The sequence below is a fragment of the Paenibacillus sp. FSL R5-0701 genome (assembly GCF_037973995.1).
GTDB lineage: Bacteria > Bacillota > Bacilli > Paenibacillales > Paenibacillaceae > Paenibacillus.
Genome location: NZ_CP150230.1, coordinates 3,445,868 through 3,464,935 on the forward strand (window position 1 = coordinate 3,445,868; position 19,068 = coordinate 3,464,935).

The window sequence follows — 19,068 nt, forward strand, 5'->3', positions numbered from 1 at the left end:
AAAGGATGGATATCTGAACGCTTCTGTCATTCGGAAGGACTGGTCATGGATCGATCATCGAACTACAACAGTCACCATATTAGATTCCGCCGATAGAGAGAGATGCTACCGGCGGTTTATTTTCGTTGGAGGAAAGGGGACACACGGATGTTAAAAGTATTACTGGTAGATGACGAGATGTATGTACGAAAGGGGCTGTATGAACTCATAGATTGGATGGATCTTAATATGGAGATTATCGGAGAGGCAGGGAACGGTGCAGAGGCATTAAATCTGATTGAAAGCCTGCAACCAGACGTGATTATAACAGATATCCGCATGCCAATCCTGGATGGATTGGAACTGATACGTGCCGTAGAGAAAATGCCACATCTGGAACCTGTGTTCATTATCATCAGTGGTTATCATGACTTCAAATATGCACAGCAGGCAATCAGGTACGGCGTTCATGACTATATCCTGAAGCCTATTGATGATGAAGAACTGACGGCAACGTTGCAGAAGTCGGCTAATCTGATTTGCAATAAAAGAAAACATATTCTTTTGGCTGAGGGACAGGCCAGTAACATCATGCTGGAGGATGTGATCAAAGGCCATGTACAGAAGGAAGATGAACATCGATATGCCGAGATGCTCGGGATCAATCGTAACTCCAGTCTGCTCATGACTTTGATTGAACTTCAGACCGGATTAGATGCAATTAAAATTACGATTGAACAGCTTCGTGAAGCAGTACATTCTCTGGAGAGTAATTTATGCAAAATGTTCATCAGTGAGCAACAACGTGGCATGTTTACTTTATTACTGTTGTGGCCTGATCATCATCAAGGGGGCTCGGCGTTACAGGATAAACTGCATAATATTCAGATAACACTGAGCAAAAGGTTTAACCTGGATATCGGTCTTTACGCAGGAACACTCGTCAAAGAAATTGGTGATGTCCCACAATCCCTTATGGCGGCTGAAGAAGCTGCCAAGCATAAATATGCTGAAACTGGTGGTGTCGTGCGTTATACGGAGATCAAGGACAAACCGCTGTTTGTTTTCAATGTATACCAGGACGAGGTGGATCACTTAATTTTGAGCCTGGAAGAGGGGAATAGGCCTGCGTACCACAAGATTGTAGAAGAGAGATTCAAATTGTTTCATATGAATCGATTTTCTCCTCAAGCTGTATCGGGTTCTCTTTTGCGTTATATAACGGGTATTCTCGCTGTGGTCAACGAAATGGGTGGTAATGATGAAGGGTTAGAGCAGCTGAAGGAGCTGGCACAACAAAGTCATGAAGGTTGGAATTTACGACTATTGCAGCATGCATTTCTCATCGCGCTGGAGGAGGCCGAGGATTATGTCTCGCATTTGCGAATGGAACGATCCAAAGGGGATATCAGCAAGATCAAACGATATATTGATGCAAATTATACCGAGAACATCAGTCTCAAAAGCATTGCTGCACTCTTCTATATGAATCCCGTTTATCTTGGGCGATTATTCCGCAAAAGCTACAATCAATATTTCAATGACTATCTGCTGAACCTGCGGATTCATGAGGCGAAGAAGTTACTGCGCCAAACGGATCTGAGAATGTACGAGGTCGCTGCACGCGTAGGATTTCAGAATGCGGATTATTTTGTAACCCAGTTTGAGAAACTGGTTAAGTTATCGCCTACAGAATATCGAAATCTCCTTATGGGAAATGAGCAGCGAGGTGCACAATGCCAAGATGGAACCTGAACTACATGAAGCTTCGAGATAAGCTATTGCTGATGTATGTCCTGTCCGTGTTTATCCCCATCGTTGTTACCAATGTGGTGTTCTACAATGTCACATCCGCCAATATTCGCAGTCAGAAAACTCGTGATGCCGGCATGGCACTGAACAATCTGAAGAATGACCTGCGGGTAACCATTGATCAAGGCGTCGGCCTCTCTTATTCGTTATATACTGACCCTGTATTCAATGACACCATCTCCCGTTCATTTCAAAGTCATTTTGAGTACATTGACGCTTATAATTCCTATCTAAAAGGGCAATTCTCCGGTCAAATGAATCAGGGAATTCGCTGGTATCAAGTGTATACCGATAACTCTACCATTTTATCTTCCGGTTATATTGATCGTTTAACTGACGATGTCCGCAACTCGGACTGGTACGTTCAATTTCAGGCATACTCCGCCCCTTATCCGGCACTGATCTCATCGGATCAGATGTTAAGTCTGGTTCAAAGGCTCGACAATCTGGACACTGGGGGGAGAGAGCAGTTACTTAAAATTGATCTGAATATGGATATGATCAAGCAGTATTTTCACAACAGCGGATTTGATGGAAAAGTGTATCTTCTTGATCCGGGAGGACACATCCAATTTTCAAATGATCCCACAGCAGAAGAAGCTCAGACAGGGAAACGTTACAGTGAGATCCAGTTTCCGAACAAAATGATTCCCTTTGAACTTACGTATACAGGTATTAACTATCTGGAAGGATGGTCCCTGCATGGAGTGATGGATGAAGAAATTGTGTTGAAGGAGGTGCGGAAGTCCCGTTCCTTCGTCGTATGGCTGGCTTGCATTAATTTTGTCCTGCCTTCTATTATCATTGCGGCTATGTCCAGATCCATCCATGTCAGGCTGGTGCGTATTCTAAAACATATGAAAAAAGTAAAAACACAGAATTTCCAGACGATTCCGCCTGAAGATGCAAGAGATGAAATAGGTCAACTCACGATGGAATTTAATCGAATGACCGAGACGATCCATAACCTGATTCATGAGGTATATCTCGCCGACATCCAAAAGAAAGACCTGGAGTTGAAGCAGCAGGAAGCACAACTTCATGCGCTCCATAGTCAGATCAACCCACATTTTTTGTTTAATACGCTGGAGTCGGTACGTATGCGGAGCCTCATCAAAGGCGAGAAAGAGACTGCCAAAATCGTGCATAACATGGCCAAGATGTTTCGCAAGTCGATTAGTTGGAATCAGAATAATGTGACAGTACAAGAAGAATTGGAACTCATCGAGAGTTTTTTGCAAATTCAGAAATATCGCTTTGGAGAAAAACTCCAATATACCATTGAGGCAGGTCCTGCGGTACTGATGTACCGCATCCCCAAGATGGTTATCCTTCCCTTTGTTGAGAATGCAAGTATTCATGGAATTGAGTCATCTCCGGGTGTAGGCATCATTCAACTCTTCGTTTCAATGGAAAATGACCAGCTCCATATCAGACTAACGGATAACGGTATAGGGATGTCACAAGCTAAATTGGAAGAGTTGTTAAGTTACCTGGATCAAAACACCGATATGGGAGAGCATGTTGGCATGAAAAATGCGTATAGCCGCTTAAAACTTTGTTATAAAAATCACTTTACATTCGACATCCAGACATGGGAAGGAGAAGGAACACGTATCCAAATTAAGCTTCCACTTGATCCATCAGCAATGCCAGGCGACTAAATATGAGGGATATACTTTTCAAAGTAGGAAGTACACTTTCATGGGTAACTTTGAAAGCGCTATCTTGATATATTGAGAAGGCTTAAAGACACAAACAATACTTTAAGGGGGCATTTGCTACATGTTTAGAAAAAGAAACATTATAACAGGTCTGGCCATTTTACTGGCTGTAACCCTGGCAGGTTGTAATAAAGCCAACCCGGAAGCCTCTTATCCTGACAGTAATGACAATACCCCGGTCACCTTTAAATATTTCACGTTTGGCGGTGGCAAGAAGGACATTCTGGCAAGCAGCACGACCATTGGCAAGAAGCTACAGGAACAAGCTGGCGTTGACTGGAAGATGGAATATCTGGTCGGTGACGGTGCAACCAAGGCAGGAGTGATGATTGCGAGTGGGGATTACCCCGACATCATCGACTCCAGTGGTGAAATGGCTAAATTGATGGATGCAGGATCTTTTATCCCGTTGGATGAACTGATCGATCAATACGGGCCTAACATTAAGCGGGTATACGGGCCTTATATGGACAAATTCAGACAGGAGGATGGAAAGATCTATTTCTTGCCATACACTGCCAACATCGGTTATGTGTCAGAGCCTAATTTTCAGACCGGCTTCTATATTCAGCGTGCTGTGTTAAAAGAGTTTAACTACCCCAAGATCAAAACGCTGGACGAATATTTTGACTTGATTGAGCAATACAAGCAAAAGCATCCGCAGATCGATGGAAAAGAAACCATCGGCTTCGCTACACTTGCGGGTGAATCGGGCAGCTTTTTCACCCTGCTAAATCCAGCTATGCATCTCGCAGGTTATCCAAACGATGGCAGTGTGATGGTGGATATGCAGAGTCATGAAGCCAAACTGGTAGCCGGATCTGATTATCAGAAACAATGGATTCAGAAGCTAAGCGAGGTTAACGCACAGGGGATGTTTGATCCAGAATCGTTCACAATGAACCAGGATCAGTATCTCGCCAAGTTGACATCCGGTCGGGTGCTGGGATATTTCAGTTACTCCTGGCAGGTTGGAGACGCAACGAACAATCTCAAGAAGGCTGGTATAGACGATAAACGTTACGTATCTCTACCGATCGTATTTGATGACAGTGTCAAAGACCAGTATGTGGACCCGCCAGGTTTTGTGAACAACTATGGTGTCGGAATTACCGTAAATGCCAAAGATCCCGTGCGAATTATTAAATATTTTGATAATTTGCTTAAGGAAGAAAACCAGATTCTGGTTCAATGGGGGATTGAGAACGAGACGTATAGTGTTAATGATGAGGGCCGCTTTTACTTTGAAAATGATGACCAACGCAAGGCACATGAAGATCCGGAATTAAGTCGTAAATTCGGCTTTGACTACTTTAATTACAGCTGGCCTCGTTACGGCAATAACTCCGTATTGGAGGACGGAAACGCCTATGGGCCGGGCAATCAACCAGAAGTGGCTACCTTTAGCTACACGGACGGAGACAAGCTTTTGTTAGAGAAATACGGTGTGGAGACATTTACAGAATTATTCAGCACACCGGATGAGCGTCCTTGGTCTCCTGCTTGGTCCATTGCATTGGAGCAGGGCTCTCCTGAACAGATTTTCATCACCAAGGCAGAAGACCTTCAGAAGAAATATTTACCCAAAATGATTATGGACTCACCTTCCACTTTCGAGAACACATGGAATGAATATAGGAGTCAATTGAATCAACTCGACAAGAAAACATACGAAGCTACGATAACACAGGCAGTTAAGGATCGTGTAGCTGGCAAATGGTGAGTGTAATCCATATGAGAAAACACGGAACGGGGGAATATTCACATGTTAAAACCAAAATTTAGAACAGCGGGTTTAGCCATATTACTAACAGCTTTGCTGGCTGGGTGCAGTCAGAACAACTCGTCATCATCACCTTCAGCCACAGGTGATGATGAGAACAGCCCAGTCACGTTCTCGTATTACATGTTCTCTCCAGGCAAGAAGGATGCTCTGGCAAGCGAAACAACCATCGGTAAAGCGTTGCAAGAGCAGACGGGTGTGGACTGGAAGTTGGAATATCTGGTAGGTGATAGTGCTACCAAAGCCGGTGTCATGATTGCCAGTGGAGACTACCCTGATGTCATTAGCTCCAGTGGTGAGATGTCCAAGTTACTGGATGCCGGTGCCTATATTCCGCTGGATGATCTAATTGAGGAATACGGCCCTAATATCAAAAGGGTGTATGGACCATATTTCGATAAAATGAAAAATGCCGAAGACGGAAAAATCTATGCGCTGCCTTATACAGCTAATCAGGGTGAGTATTCAGGTAGTCCAAATGTGGGCGGAGGAGCTTTCTGGATTCAACGCTCTGTGCTCAAAGAGTTTGATTATCCCAAGATCACTACACTGGATGAATATTTTGATCTGATCCAGGATTATAAGGAAAAACATCCAACTGTCGACGGTGCAGAGACCATCGGATTTGTGTCACTTGCGGGTGTGGCCAATAACTTCTTCACACTGCAAAATCCAGCGATGCATCTTGCCGGTTATCCGAACGATGGCAGTGTCATGGTGGACATGAGTACCCATGAGGCAAAAGTCGTCGCCGGAACAGATGCTCAGAAAAAATGGATTCAGAAGTTGAATGAAATCAATGCTCAAGGCATGCTTGATCCGGAATCCTTTACGATGAACAAAGACCAGTACTTGGCCAAGCTGACTTCGGGTCGTGTGTTAGGATACTTCAATTATGGCTGGCAGGTTGGAGACGCGTCGAAAAACCTGCTCTCGGCAGGCATTGATGAGAAACGTTATGCACCACTTCCGATTGTGTTTGATGAAGGAATTAAGGATCAGTACGTTGATCCTCCCGGCTTTGTCAACAACTATGCAACAGGTATATCGGTGAATGCCAAAGACCCTGTTCGTATCATTAAATATTTCGATAATTTGCTGAAGGAAGAGAATCAGGTTCTGGTGCAATGGGGAATCAAGGACGAGACGTACAGTGTGGATGAAAAGGGACGATTCTATTTTGCAAATGAGGATCAACGCAAAGCCCATGATGATCTGGAGCTGAGCCGTAAATTCGGGTTCACTTACTTCGGATCAGACTGGCCGCGATATGGCGGTGAATCTACACTTACCGATGGTAATGCTTATAGCCCTGGCAACCAGCCAGAAGTAGCCGCTGCATCTTACACCGAGGGAGACAACAAGTTCCTTGAAGCCTACGGTATCCAAACCTTTAGTGAATTATTTAACAAACCGGAAGAGCGGCCATGGTTCCCCGCATGGTCCATCGCCCTTGAGCAAGGATCACCTGAACAGATCTTCACCACCAAATCGGATGATCTGCAACGTAAATACTTACCGGAAATGATCTTGGGAGCACCATCGAATTTTGATAAGCTGTGGGATGCCTACATGGCTGAATTGAACAAATTGGACAAAGCTGGTTATGAAGCGACCATTACCAAAGTTGTGAAGGATCGTGTAGCAGGAAAATGGTAATACGAACACTTTAAAACAAACTGTTACATGCGCAGGAGAAGACGAAAGAGCATAAAGTCCGGCTTCTTCTCGCATGAATAACAGCACAGGAAAGGAGCAGGTTCACCGTGGAGAAACCTAATGTCTCCCTTAACTCGATGCCTCCAGCCTCGAGTCCAAAGGGAACCAGAGCACACTCGTTTTTTAAGCGACTTGTGCAGCAACGAACGCTTGCCTGGATGTGTATTCCTTTTGTCATCTGGGCTTTTATCTTCAAGTACCTGCCGTTATGGGGATGGACCATGGCTTTTCAGAATTTCAAACCGGCGAGGTCCTTCTCCGATCAGCAGTGGGTAGGCTGGCATCATTTTAGTATCTTGTTTGAGGACAATACCTTCTACCGGGTGCTGCGAAATACACTCGTTATGAGTTCCATTAAACTGGTGTTAGGATTTGTGACAGCAATTACACTGGCCCTCTTGTTGAATGAGCTGAAAAATGTCATATTTAAGCGTTTTGTGCAAACCGTCAGTTATCTGCCTCACTTTATCTCGTGGGTTGTTGCTTCCAGCATTGTATTAACAGTCCTCTCACCAGACGGAATTATCAATCTGCTGCTGATGAAGCTTCACCTGATTGACAGTCCGGTATTATGGATGGGGAAAGGTGAATACTTCTGGGGTATTCTAGGGGCAACTGAGGTCTGGAAAGATGTCGGTTGGAACACCATTATCTATCTGGCAGCGATTACGGCAATTGATCCGGCGCAATATGAGGCTGCCGAGATTGATGGAGCCAGTCGCTTCAAACGGATGTTATATATCACCCTGCCTGGCTTGAAACCGGTTATTGTGATCTTGTTGATCATGAACATGGGAAGTATTCTTGAATCCGGATTCGAACCCCAATATCTGCTGGGTAACGGGATGAATATGGACTATTCGGAGAATCTGGACATCTTTGTATTGAAATATGGATTAGGGATGGGGAACTTTTCCTTAGGTACAGCAGGCGGCATATTCAAAACTGTGGTCAGCTTCATCTTCCTTTTCTCCGCGAACTATATAGCAAAAAAAATGGGAGAGAGCAGACTATTCTAAAAGGAGGCCTAAGCCATGCGTAAAGGAAACACATCCCGCTTTCGGAATAGCAGCACCGGGGATCGAGCGTTTGACACCATTAACATCGTCTTCATGGTATGTCTGATGATTGTGACGATTTATCCCTTTGTTAATATGATTGCTGTATCCTTCAATAATGCAAATGATGCCATTCGGGGTGGAATATATCTATGGCCTCGTGTATGGACACTGGACAACTACAAATACATTTTTGGCGAATCCGATATCTATCACGCAACTCTGATCTCGGCGCTGCGTACGGTCATTGGAACCGTGGTGTCCGTCTTCTGTACAGCCATGCTCGCGTATACGGTTAGTCGTCAGGAATTTGTGCTTCGCAAGTTTGTTACGATGTTTTTTGTCTTCACCATGTACTTCAGCGGGGGGTTGATCCCCGGTTATCTGCTGATTCGAGACCTTGGATTGATTGGTTCCTTCTGGGTATATATCATTCCGGGTGTAATCGGTGTCTTCAATATGATTGTCATCCGTTCATTTATTGAAGGTCTTCCTGAAGGCATTCTGGAGTCAGCACGCATTGACGGGGCAGGGGAGTTCACGACATTTATCCGCGTTGTCCTGCCGCTAACGATTCCCGCAATGGCAACCGTATCACTCTTTGTAGCCGTGGGACAATGGAATTCCTGGTTCGATGTATTCTTGTACAACTCTTCCAATAAAGAATTAAGCACATTGCAATACGAGTTGATGAAGATTCTGCAAACTTCGACGACCTCAGCGACATCATCAGCTAGTGATGCTTATCAGTCTGCCGAGAGTAATGCAACGGCTGTCACACCAACCTCGATTCGGGCGACCATGACCATTATTGCAAGTGTTCCTATTCTGATGGTGTATCCGTTCTTACAGAAATACTTTGTACAGGGCATGACGATTGGAGGCGTGAAGGGATAGTCAATTCCCTGAATATAATTTCATAGAAGTATGAAAACGCAACAAACTGTACCGTAGTAGCGTCTATTCATCCATAGAATACAACAGGAGTGAAACAAATGCATGTAAAATGGAAGACGATTATTGGTGCTGTTGTCGGCTCTATGCTTATAGGGGTGGGAACGGCAGCTGCGGAAGAAACGTTTGTTGATCTAAAGTATTCCAAGTGGGCAGAGGATGGCATCACGTATATGGCGAAACGGGGAACAGTAGCCGGATATGGCAATGGGATCTTCAAGCCAGAGGCACTTGTGACAAGAGCACAAGCTGTCACTTTTATGGTGCGGGAGCTTTATCCAGATCAACTTCAAAGAGCAGTGGAAGGCACAACCTATTCGGATGTGCCAACTACACACCCGTTCCATCGAGAAATCATGATAGCTGCTAAAAATGGACTTGCAAGTGGTTTTCCTAACGGAACCTTCCGTCCGGACGCACCGCTTAGCCGCGCAGAGACTGCGGCCTTCCTTACACGGGCTTATTCACTAGCGGAAGGTAAGAATCCTGCTAAATGGACTGATACGGACAGGCATTGGGCTGCAGCACCGATTCTTATTATGAGTTCAAACGGCTTGGTCGGCGGTTATTCAGATGCCACCTTCCGTCCGAATCAAGCTGTCACGCGTGCTGAATATGCCGTATTTATGGCGAGAGTAATTCGCTTCGAACGTGAAGCGGCCATTCGGACACAAGATTGGGATAAGCTGATATCCTATATGACGGTAAGCGAGCAAGTTGGTCAGATGCTTATGCCCGACATTAGGCAATGGAATGGTAAAGCGACGACGACCGTGAATGAAGGACTGAAACGCACGATCCATGATCAGGACTTGGGCGGACTTATTCTTTTTGACAAAAATATTGTAGACGTGACGCAGCTTACAACGTTCACACATGATATCCAAAGAGAAGCAGGTGACATTCCTCTATTTCTTAGCATCGACCAAGAAGGAGGCGTTATTAAGCGAATACCAGGAGGCACGAACCTTCCCGGGCAGATGGCGCTTGGCGCAACTGGAGATGCAACGCTAGCCGAAGCAGCTGGTCAGCTGACAGGGGAGGAGCTGAAGGCATTAGGATTGCAGATCAATTTTGCGCCAGTGCTGGACATCAACAGTAATCCAGATAACCCCATCATTGGTATACGTTCGTTTGGCTCGGATGCGGATTTGGTGACACGGCTTGGTCTGGCAACGATAAAAGGGCTACAGCAATCAGGGGTGATGGCGGCAGTTAAGCATTTTCCGGGACATGGAGATACAACGGTAGATTCCCATCTTGGTATGCCTGTGCTTGCCCATAACCGAGAACGGCTTGATGCGGTAGAATTAAAACCGTTTCGGGCTGCGATTAAAAATGGGGTAGAGATGATTATGACCGCGCATATTGCTTTCCCTGCCATAGACAACGAACATGTCACTTCGCTCAAAGACGGTGAACGTGTGCCGATTCCTGCCACCTTATCGAAAAAGGTACTGACAGGACTTCTTCGAGGAGAGTTGGGATACAAAGGTCTCATCGTGTCGGATGCCTTTACCATGAATGCAATTGCGGAGCATTTTGGGGAGAATCAATCAGTAGAACGCGCCGTTTCCGCAGGTGTTGATATCATCCTTATGCCAAAAGATTCAGCAGCGGCCCATCAAACGCTGGTGAACGCGGTGAACAATGAAACGATCAAGGATGAAACCATACATGCATCTGTGAAACGAATCTTGGAGATGAAAGCGAAATATGGTTTATTTGAACGCAGTCAAACTCTCGCGCAAAAGCTAACTAAACTTAACGGTATCATCGGATCGAAGGCGCACCGAGCAGTGGAGCAGACAATCGCAGAGCGGGCGGTCACTGTACTCAGCAGTCGCGAAGGTGTGCTTCCTGATCCAATGAAGCAAGGCGACCGGGTTGTTATTGTCGCAGCCGAGCAGGAACAGGCGAAACAGCTTGAGAAGCAACTGTTGCAGGCCGCTAATAATCTGTCGTTAAAAACTGAAATTGTACTTGTTGGTCAAGGCAACATGAATGAAACGCTCCAAGCAATTGGCAAAGCCAATTATGTCATTCTTGTTTCTTACCAGTTCCGCAATGTGGCCAGCCAGTTCGGTTGGGGTGATTATCAAACCTTGATTAATGCGATGAACAAGAGTAATCAGCGATATACGCTGTTCTCACTCGGTAACCCTTACGAGATGATCTATTTACAGAACGTGCGCTCAGGGCTTGCTGTGTATGGAAAGCAGGAGCCAAATACGTCTGCCGGGATCAAAGTATTGCTTGGTCAACTGAAAGCTGGAGGACAGTTGCCGGTACTAACGGATTAAATGATACTTTATAGAACATTAATGTAACCCAGTGAAAAAGAGAAACTGGGTTGTCTCGAAAAAACTCCCTTAAAGTCGCTTTTATAGCGGCTTTTTTTTTGATTTACAGGTCATTATTCTTAGGTAGAAGAACTTGACCCGATCTCAGATGGCATACTAGAACGTATTGCACCCCTGATGTTAAAAAAAGATTGCTCAATTTTAACCGCAATTGAAAGCGAATACATATTCTCATCATAATTGTACGTATAGGAGGTATGATTTAAGCAATCTATATACACCAGAAGTCAATAAAATAACGAATGTAACCGCTTATTTGAAAACGAACGTTCAAAAAATGCTGTGGTTAATAACCGACTAGAGGTGAAGTGATATGGATTATAAAGAACTGTCCAAACAAATCGTGAAAAACATTGGTGGAGAGAAGAATGTAACTTCTTTGATGCACTGTGCAACACGGTTAAGATTCGTTTTGAAGGACCCGGACAAGGCAAACAAAAACAAATTGATGGAGCTAGACGGGGTGATTCAGGCCTTGGAGGCAACTGGTCAGTATCACGTCGTCATCGGTAGTCAAGTATCAAAGGTCTTTGATGACATACAGCGTCTTTATTCATTTAACAGTGATTCCGGAGACGACGAAGAAGTAACATCCACGCCGCAGGAAAAGCAATCAGATGAAGTTAAACCTGCAAAAAGGAAAAATCCGATCAGTAAACTGCTGGAGACGGTCATCAGCATTATGGGACCTTTGATTGGAGTTATGGCAGCAACTGGTATTGTCAAAGGATTCTTGGCGTTGTTCCTGTCACTAGGATGGATTATGGATTCGAGTGGAACTTACAAAGTACTCTATGTCGTCGCGGACGTAATCTTCTACTTTATGCCAGTCTTTGTTGGCTTCTCCGCAGCTAAACGTTTCAAAATGAACGAACTGGTAGGTATGGCGATCGGTGCAGCATTATTCTATCCAACACTGGCAGAATTGCTTAAGGCTGACCCGATCAGCGTACTAATGTCAGGCTCCCTACTGGAAGCCCCCGTTTATACGACATTTGCGGGAATCCCTGTTTTGTTAGCCAGTTATTCAGCGACAATTATTCCTGCAATTCTGGCCGTGTATTTTGCTTCCAAGGTCGAGCATGTAGCTAAAAAATATATACCTTCGGTTATCTCAAGCTTCGGAGTTCCACTGGTGGTTCTGTTAATCTCTATTCCAGTTACATTGATTGTAATTGGACCACTAGCCATGCTGTTAAGCCAGATGATCGCTAAAGGTATTCTCAGTGTGTACGGCTTGAGTCCAACATTAATTAGCGCGCTTTTAGGTGGATTGTGGATTCCAATGGTTGCTGTGGGTTTGCATGGTGCTATTGTACCGATCGCCCTGACGAACTTCTTCACTAACGGTTATGATGTCATCTTCCCAATGATTACAGGTCATTCGTTTGCGATTGCTGGTGCAATTGTGGCTATGGGCATGAAAAATACCAACAAAAAGCAAAAAGGACTTGCTTATTCCGCCGGATTTAACTCGGGGCTTATGGGAGTCATTGAACCAGCCTTGTATGGCTTCCTGCTTGCTGAGAGAAAGATTTTAACGATGGTTTGTATTGTTTCCGGTATTGGTGGGGGAGCCATTGGATATTTCGGAGCCAAACTTTTGCAACTAACGCCGAGTGGAATCTTCGCTCTGCCAGGATTTATTGATACTCAAAACACTGGAACACAGGTAGGGTTTATCGTTGTACTGGTTGTTATGATCCTGTCATTCGTTATACCTTTTGCTCTTACATTACTGATGTATCGTGGTAAAAAAGAAAATATTTCAAACAAATAGATTCAATAGGGAGAGAGAAACCATGATGAAAAAAGATTTTTTATGGGGTGCAGCGATGTGTGCGACTCAGAGTGAGGGCGGCTATCTCGAAGGTGGAAAGGGTCTCACGCTAGCTGATCTTTTCCCCGCAATCAGCGAAGGTCGTTGGGATGCGATCTATAATATCGAAAAGGCGATGAACACAAAATACGATTACTATCCAAGTCATAACGCGATCGATTTCTATCATCGTTACCCGGAAGATATCAAGTTGCTGGCGGAGCTGGGGATTAATTTTCTTCGTACTTCAATTAACTGGGCTAGAATTTTCCCGAACGGGGACGATCCTGAGCCAAATGAAGAAGGGTTGGCTTTCTACGATCGATTATTCGCAGAATGTGCGAAGTATGGAATCACTCCTGTAGTTACATTAAACCACTTCGATACTCCGCTTGCTCTGATTCACAAAGGCGGTTGGAAAAACAAGAAGGTCATTGATTACTTCGTCACCTATTGTGAAACGGTATTCCGAAGATATAAAAATCACGTCAAGTATTGGATCACATTCAATGAAATCAATATGGTCCTGGGTATTCCAGCAGTTGGTGGTTTGATCGATCCTAATAAGGAAGAGAACATTCTGGAAGCCAAATTCCAAGCCGCTCACAATCAGCTTGTATCTGGAGCACTCGCTACAAAGGTTGGACATGAGATCAATCCTGATTTTGAGATCGGATGCATGATCGGAGCAGGTAAGAACTATGCCTACACATGTAACCCAGAGGATGTCTGGGCAGCTTATCAAGCGGATCAGAATGAGTTCTCACTAGTAGACGTACAAGCCAAAGGGAAATATTCCGACTATATGCTGAGTTACTTTAGAAGAAACGAGATCGATTTGAAAGCTACTGAAGAAGAAATGGACATTCTGCGTAAATATACCAGTGATTTCGTAGCGTTGAGCTACTATTCTACGCGGCTCGTATCCTCGGATAAAGAAGACAAAGAGAAGACTGGCGGCAACATTAATGGTACATTGAAAAACCCATATCTGGAGGCTAACGAATGGGGCTGGCAGATCGATCCGACAGGATTTAGAATCACGTTGAATGAGCTGTATGACCGATATGACCAGCCGCTCTTTATTGTCGAGAATGGTTTCGCAGTTAGAGAAACTCCGGACGAGAATAACTATCTGGAAGACGATTACCGTATTGCCTATTTCCGTTCCCATATCAAGGCAATGCAAGACGCCATGTCCGACGGAGTCGATATCATAGGCTATACCACGTGGGGGACGATAGATATCGTTAGTGCCAGCAGCGGAGAAATGAGCAAGCGATATGGCTTGGTCTATGTCGATCTGGATGATAAAGGGCAAGGAACGGGTGACCGCTTCAAAAAGAAATCTTTCGACTGGTACCAAGAGGTTGTTAGGTCAAACGGTGAAAACTTGTAAGTAAGGTTCTGTAACTAAATCTCATGAGGTCGGCTCGTCTAACGAGTGGCCTCTTTGATGTATGGTCTCTGATCCAAAGAAAAGAAACAAACGATATTTTGCATCTAAGATGAATGTATCAGGAGATGCCAGACGGGGAAAAGTATCGGAAAGACTAGACGAAAGTCTCGTATCCTGTATCAGATTTGCAAGATGAAAGCCGCCGGCAAACCTGTTGTAGCAATTCTAATGAATGGTTTTCGCCTGGCATAGGTATGGAAACGCTGAAAAATTGACGTATTGTTAGAAACATGGCATCTTGGTAGTTAGATAACAAACAACCACTTGAGTATGGTGCGTATAATTACTAAATGAATCTAAAGAAGAATTAAAGGTAGCCATGAACGCGAAATGTTTTTGCGTTTATGGCTTTTTTGGAGGCTTGTTATGAAACTTGTAAACCCGTGGGAAAATATCGCGATTCAACAAATCATCCCTGGAAGCAGCATCCATAATTTTGATGGGAAAGTTCATATCCTTTATGTGTTGAAGGGCTCTATCGAAGTTGAAAGTGAAGAGGAATCGATCAAGGTCGAGTCGCCAGGGTTTTATATTTTACCGAGATCCGACTCCTTTCAGTTGACGTCAACACAGACTCTTTCCTACGATATCGCACTCTATTATAACTATGATAAGAATCAGGGAGACAACGGATACCAGTTCGAGTTTCGTGGCGATTCGAGAAAAGGCGGGAATGGTAGTGACGAGGAGATGAGTCATCTTGCCAATAAGCTACTGTCCGGATTTTACTTGGAGAAAAACAGCATGTCTGACGTCGAGGTATTTAACCTCTACTTCTCAATGTTGAGCTTGCTGGAGAGAAAGTATTATAAGGAAGTTCCCATTCGCAGTAATAAAAATATGCGCAGCCGAATTGAAGAGATTAAATTCTACCTGGGTAACAACTTCGAGAAAGATATCAAGTTGAAGGAAATCGCCAAGAAGTTCTTCGTATCAGAACAGTATTTGTCACGAATATTCTCTGAAATCGTTGGACAATCGTTAAGCGACTATCTGCTGGGGCATCGAATGCGCAACGTGGAAAGACAACTGCTCGAGACAAACGATCCGGTAACCTCTATTGGATACGAGGCGGGGTTTACGAATATCAATTCCTTCAACAGACTTTTCAAAAAGAAACATGGCATAAGTCCGAGCACATTCCGTAAAACGAAGACGCCTAATCCGGTTATTCGGAATATTGAATCAGAGGAATGCGATCAAAAAGAATTAGAAGCCGTTCTGCAGCATGTGAATCAGGAGAAGAAGCGTAAAATTCGAATAGAAGCTCAGAATAGCGAAGATATAAGGATCTCGTCCGCAATCTTGAATGTAGGACAAGCTTCAAAACTGCTGATGACTGAGTTGAACGATCAACTTGCTGTATTTGAAAAGTACAAGATATTTGAATTCTCAAGAGTAAGTGGACTCCTGAACAGAAACATGCTTCGCGTAGAAGGAAATACTCCTGATTACGCACTGGTTGCAAAAGCGATCGGAAAGCTTGTGGCCAGAGGCTGGAAGCCGTTTATTGTACTTAATCCTCCCGAAGCTGCCGAAGTCGTTACGAGTGTTGGTCATAACCATAGAACATACTCCTTGGAAAACTGGCTAAAGGAAATTCAAGAATTGTTCCGTCTGTTACTTAATCAATACGGAAAATCAGCGTTGGTCCAATGGAAAATCGAAGTGGTCAGACCTAGCCCATGGCATTATGAGACGGGTATTAATCATGGTTGTGAACGTTTCAAGGGAAAACTTCGCAGTTATGACTTATCCCTGGATGAAGAATTTGTTAAGTACTACGATGAAGTACGGAAATTACTCAAAAAGGTGGAACCCGGTTTACAGGTTGGGATCGGAGGCATTGTGTTAGAGAATAAGGAGACTCATCAGCATGGCTTTCTGGCTCATCTTGTGCATGAGGGTATCGAACCAGACTTCTGTGGAATTTCCGCACTGCCGTATTCCAAAAAGAACAGTACCACTAACGGTAAATCTGCAATCGTCAAGTCAACCAAAGAAAACTATTTATTGATGATGACCCAAAGCCTGATTACGTATCTGGAGGATAATCTGAACGTACCAGACCTCTATCTCACCGAATTCAACATTACGTCATCGAGTCGCGATCAGTTGAACGATATGGCATTCAAAGGATTATATATATTTCACCAACATCTGGGTCTCACTGACCTCTACAAAGGCATTGGATATTGGTTGGTGTCAGATTTTGCTTACCCAAATGAAATTGCGGAGGAAACCATTGAGTTTAGTGGTGGTCCCGGACTTCTAACCGTGAGTGGCATTCCCAAAATCGGCTTTTATGCCTATGAATTCCTGAACAAACTTGGAAATACATTGCTTTTTCGGGATTCATCCTTGTTCATCACCAAAAACGAAGATGAGGATATTACAATTTTGGCTTATTTATACGCTCCGGTAGACCCATCATATTTTAGCTCGTTCGAAAAATACGATATGAACAGTAACAAATTCATCTTTCACAATCCTGCATCCAAAAATATGATATTACAACTATATAACCTGCCTGCAGACTGCCGTAACTACAGAGCTGTCGTAAAAAAAATAAGCTTCAACGATGGAAATGCGTTAGATGAGGCTTTAAAGATGACCAGTCTGAATTCATTCGACATGGAGACTATAGATTACTTAAAAGTCCGGAGTACCCCGGTAACTTACTTGAGACATATCCAGGCTCGTGGGGGAACTCTGGAAATGGATATTAAGATTGAGCCTCAACAGATACTCTGTATTACGTTGGAGCGAATGTATTGAGAACTATATTTTCTAATCATTAGGTTGTATGTATATAAGTAATTGCTCTAAATTAACCATCAAGTCTTAGAGAAATTAACATCATCAAGATTGTAGGAGTAATTAGTAGGTAAAATGCAATCTTTGTTATGAAAAAGTAACTAAAATATGATATGTAATCGGTTACTTCAGTCCAAAAAATCGGATAAACCCCATGTTGAGATTACAAGTATAAGTTATTAAATTATTAACATGGGGTACGAAGTGAAACAGGAGGAATGGCTTTTGTTTAAGAAAATGAGTGCATTATTTAGAACTGAGAAACAACCACAAGAGCAACAAAGTACAACAGTTGTTGCAGATGAAGTTCAACCATCTATTTCTGACGAAATACTGCTTAGTCCTATGATCGGGCAATTAATTCCATTGAGTGATGTAAAAGATCCTGCTTTTGCTATGGGGGCTATGGGGGATGGAATCGCTATTGAACCCATGGAAGGAAAGGTTTTATCACCAGTAGATGGTGTTATTATGAATACGCCTAAATCCAAACATTCATTATTTATCAATAGTAAGAATGGCGCAGAAATATTAATTCATGTTGGGATAGATACGGTTAAGCTTAAAGGAGAGCATTTCAATGTTCTGGTTCATGTAGGACAACAGATAAAAGCTGGAGATTTACTTATTGAATTTGATTTAAACATGATAAAGCAGAGTGGGTATGAAGTAACTACACCGATAATTATTACGAATAGTTCGAACTACTCTCAGATTGAAAAAAACGAATATAAAAAAGTAATTATCGGCGAACAAATCCTGCAACTACATGCCGAAGTTTAAATTTACTAATATAGAGTGCAATAGCATATCCCATATAAAGCCGCTGTCATAGCGGTTTTTTTGGTATGTACATAAGTTCGTTTACTCTTGAGTGCACCAACCCGAAGGCAGAAAAGATGCAAAAGACTGATCCATCTGCTGGAATCAGTCTTTTGCACTTTCTGGATATGCCGTCACTCATGTATTTCCTCGCTACAGACAAAATGGAGCAGCATCTTCACAAACTGCTCCCTGATCCGTGTATCCATTTCATCGGATTTGGACGGATCGATCTTAACGATCCTCTGTAGCATACCCATCATCGTTGTGAAGATGAATTGAGCAAGCTCGAGTGGGGGGGACGGATTCTTGATACTGCCGTCAGCAACGCCTGTAGTTAAAGCATGCAAGAGGAAATGGTCTTCTTTCCCGTGCTGGTTGAACTTATCATACTTTTCTCTTAATTCAGGACTAAAATCATACATCTCATAGTTGATATCAAATAATTGAATAAACCGGATGTAGTCTGGATGATCCTGGGCAAACACAACCCATACATTCAACATGACCTTAAGTTGTTCTCGCCCGTTCATGTCCTTCGTTGATGTACGACTAATCTCATCTGTTAAATGTTCGATCAGTTGCATCTGAATGGCTAGAAGAAGCTCAGCCATAGACTGAAAATGTTTATAAAAGGTCACTCTACTAAGTTCAGCTTTCGTACATACATCCTTAATCTTCACCTGGAGCAATCCATATTTCAAAAAAAGCTCCTTACCTGCTGCAATCAAATCATCACGATGTTTATTTCCCAATTGT

The 19,068-nt window shown here is 43.5% G+C and carries 12 protein-coding genes; 11 read left to right on the forward strand and 1 reads right to left on the reverse strand.

Going from position 1 to position 19,068, the window contains the following annotated elements; genetic code table 11:
* The first annotated feature begins 147 nt into the window (after positions 1–147).
* The 11 genes from MKZ13_RS15265 (at position 148) to MKZ13_RS15315 (ending at position 18,270) form a co-directional block, all read left to right on the forward strand.
* Positions 148–1,734: a response regulator gene (locus tag MKZ13_RS15265; protein WP_339185148.1), complete on the forward strand. Its 1,587-nt coding sequence runs from the start codon at positions 148–150 to the stop codon at positions 1,732–1,734.
* 5 nt (positions 1,735–1,739) lie between these two features.
* On the forward strand, positions 1,740–3,455 hold the full coding sequence (locus MKZ13_RS15270; RefSeq protein ID WP_339185151.1) for a sensor histidine kinase: 1,716 nt from the start codon (positions 1,740–1,742) through the stop codon (positions 3,453–3,455).
* A gap of 121 nt (positions 3,456–3,576) precedes the next feature.
* The gene (locus MKZ13_RS15275) at positions 3,577–5,238 is read left to right on the forward strand and encodes an ABC transporter substrate-binding protein (RefSeq protein ID WP_221821125.1); all 1,662 of its coding nucleotides are present in this window, start codon (positions 3,577–3,579) and stop codon (positions 5,236–5,238) included.
* Between the two features lie 42 nt (positions 5,239–5,280).
* Positions 5,281–6,957, forward strand: coding sequence for an ABC transporter substrate-binding protein (locus MKZ13_RS15280; protein WP_221821126.1), 1,677 nt, complete (start codon positions 5,281–5,283; stop codon positions 6,955–6,957).
* A gap of 137 nt (positions 6,958–7,094) precedes the next feature.
* On the forward strand, positions 7,095–8,036 hold the full coding sequence (locus MKZ13_RS15285) for an ABC transporter permease subunit (protein WP_076210914.1): 942 nt from the start codon (positions 7,095–7,097) through the stop codon (positions 8,034–8,036).
* 15 nt (positions 8,037–8,051) lie between these two features.
* Positions 8,052–8,972, forward strand: coding sequence for a carbohydrate ABC transporter permease (locus tag MKZ13_RS15290; RefSeq protein ID WP_076210798.1), 921 nt, complete (start codon positions 8,052–8,054; stop codon positions 8,970–8,972).
* A gap of 98 nt (positions 8,973–9,070) precedes the next feature.
* Positions 9,071–11,332 carry a glycoside hydrolase family 3 N-terminal domain-containing protein gene (locus MKZ13_RS15295; protein ID WP_076210796.1) on the forward strand — a complete coding sequence of 754 codons (2,262 nt, stop codon included), beginning with the start codon at positions 9,071–9,073 and terminating at the stop codon, positions 11,330–11,332.
* 373 nt (positions 11,333–11,705) lie between these two features.
* Positions 11,706–13,172, forward strand: a complete 1,467-nt coding sequence (locus MKZ13_RS15300) for a PTS transporter subunit EIIC (RefSeq protein ID WP_076210794.1) — start codon at positions 11,706–11,708, stop codon at positions 13,170–13,172.
* 22 nt (positions 13,173–13,194) lie between these two features.
* A complete protein-coding gene (locus tag MKZ13_RS15305; RefSeq protein ID WP_218639188.1) occupies positions 13,195–14,610 on the forward strand; it encodes a family 1 glycosylhydrolase in 1,416 nt (471 codons plus the stop codon).
* A 426-nt stretch (positions 14,611–15,036) separates the two neighbouring features.
* Positions 15,037–17,448: a helix-turn-helix domain-containing protein gene (locus MKZ13_RS15310; protein WP_076210792.1), complete on the forward strand. Its 2,412-nt coding sequence runs from the start codon at positions 15,037–15,039 to the stop codon at positions 17,446–17,448.
* 264 nt (positions 17,449–17,712) lie between these two features.
* Positions 17,713–18,270, forward strand: a complete 558-nt coding sequence (locus MKZ13_RS15315) for a PTS glucose transporter subunit IIA (protein WP_076210790.1) — start codon at positions 17,713–17,715, stop codon at positions 18,268–18,270.
* Between the two features lie 173 nt (positions 18,271–18,443).
* Here the strand turns inward: MKZ13_RS15315 and MKZ13_RS15320 are convergent, their stop codons facing one another.
* Positions 18,444–19,064 (reverse strand): TetR/AcrR family transcriptional regulator, encoded by a 621-nt coding sequence (locus MKZ13_RS15320; protein ID WP_260632783.1) that lies wholly within the window; start codon positions 19,062–19,064, stop codon positions 18,444–18,446.
* Positions 19,065–19,068: the final 4 nt, after the last annotated feature.

Bases quoted from the DNA above. Each gene is read 5' to 3' on its own strand.
- MKZ13_RS15265 (WP_339185148.1), top strand. From the start codon at position 148: ATGTTAAAAGTATTACTGGTAGATGACGAGATGTATGTACGAAAGGGG.
- MKZ13_RS15270 (WP_339185151.1), top strand. From the start codon at position 1,740: ATGAAGCTTCGAGATAAGCTATTGCTGATGTATGTCCTGTCCGTGTTT.
- MKZ13_RS15275 (WP_221821125.1), top strand. From the start codon at position 3,577: ATGTTTAGAAAAAGAAACATTATAACAGGTCTGGCCATTTTACTGGCT.
- MKZ13_RS15280 (WP_221821126.1), top strand. From the start codon at position 5,281: ATGTTAAAACCAAAATTTAGAACAGCGGGTTTAGCCATATTACTAACA.
- MKZ13_RS15285 (WP_076210914.1), top strand. From the start codon at position 7,095: ATGCCTCCAGCCTCGAGTCCAAAGGGAACCAGAGCACACTCGTTTTTT.
- MKZ13_RS15290 (WP_076210798.1), top strand. From the start codon at position 8,052: ATGCGTAAAGGAAACACATCCCGCTTTCGGAATAGCAGCACCGGGGAT.
- MKZ13_RS15295 (WP_076210796.1), top strand. From the start codon at position 9,071: ATGCATGTAAAATGGAAGACGATTATTGGTGCTGTTGTCGGCTCTATG.
- MKZ13_RS15300 (WP_076210794.1), top strand. From the start codon at position 11,706: ATGGATTATAAAGAACTGTCCAAACAAATCGTGAAAAACATTGGTGGA.
- MKZ13_RS15305 (WP_218639188.1), top strand. From the start codon at position 13,195: ATGATGAAAAAAGATTTTTTATGGGGTGCAGCGATGTGTGCGACTCAG.
- MKZ13_RS15310 (WP_076210792.1), top strand. From the start codon at position 15,037: ATGAAACTTGTAAACCCGTGGGAAAATATCGCGATTCAACAAATCATC.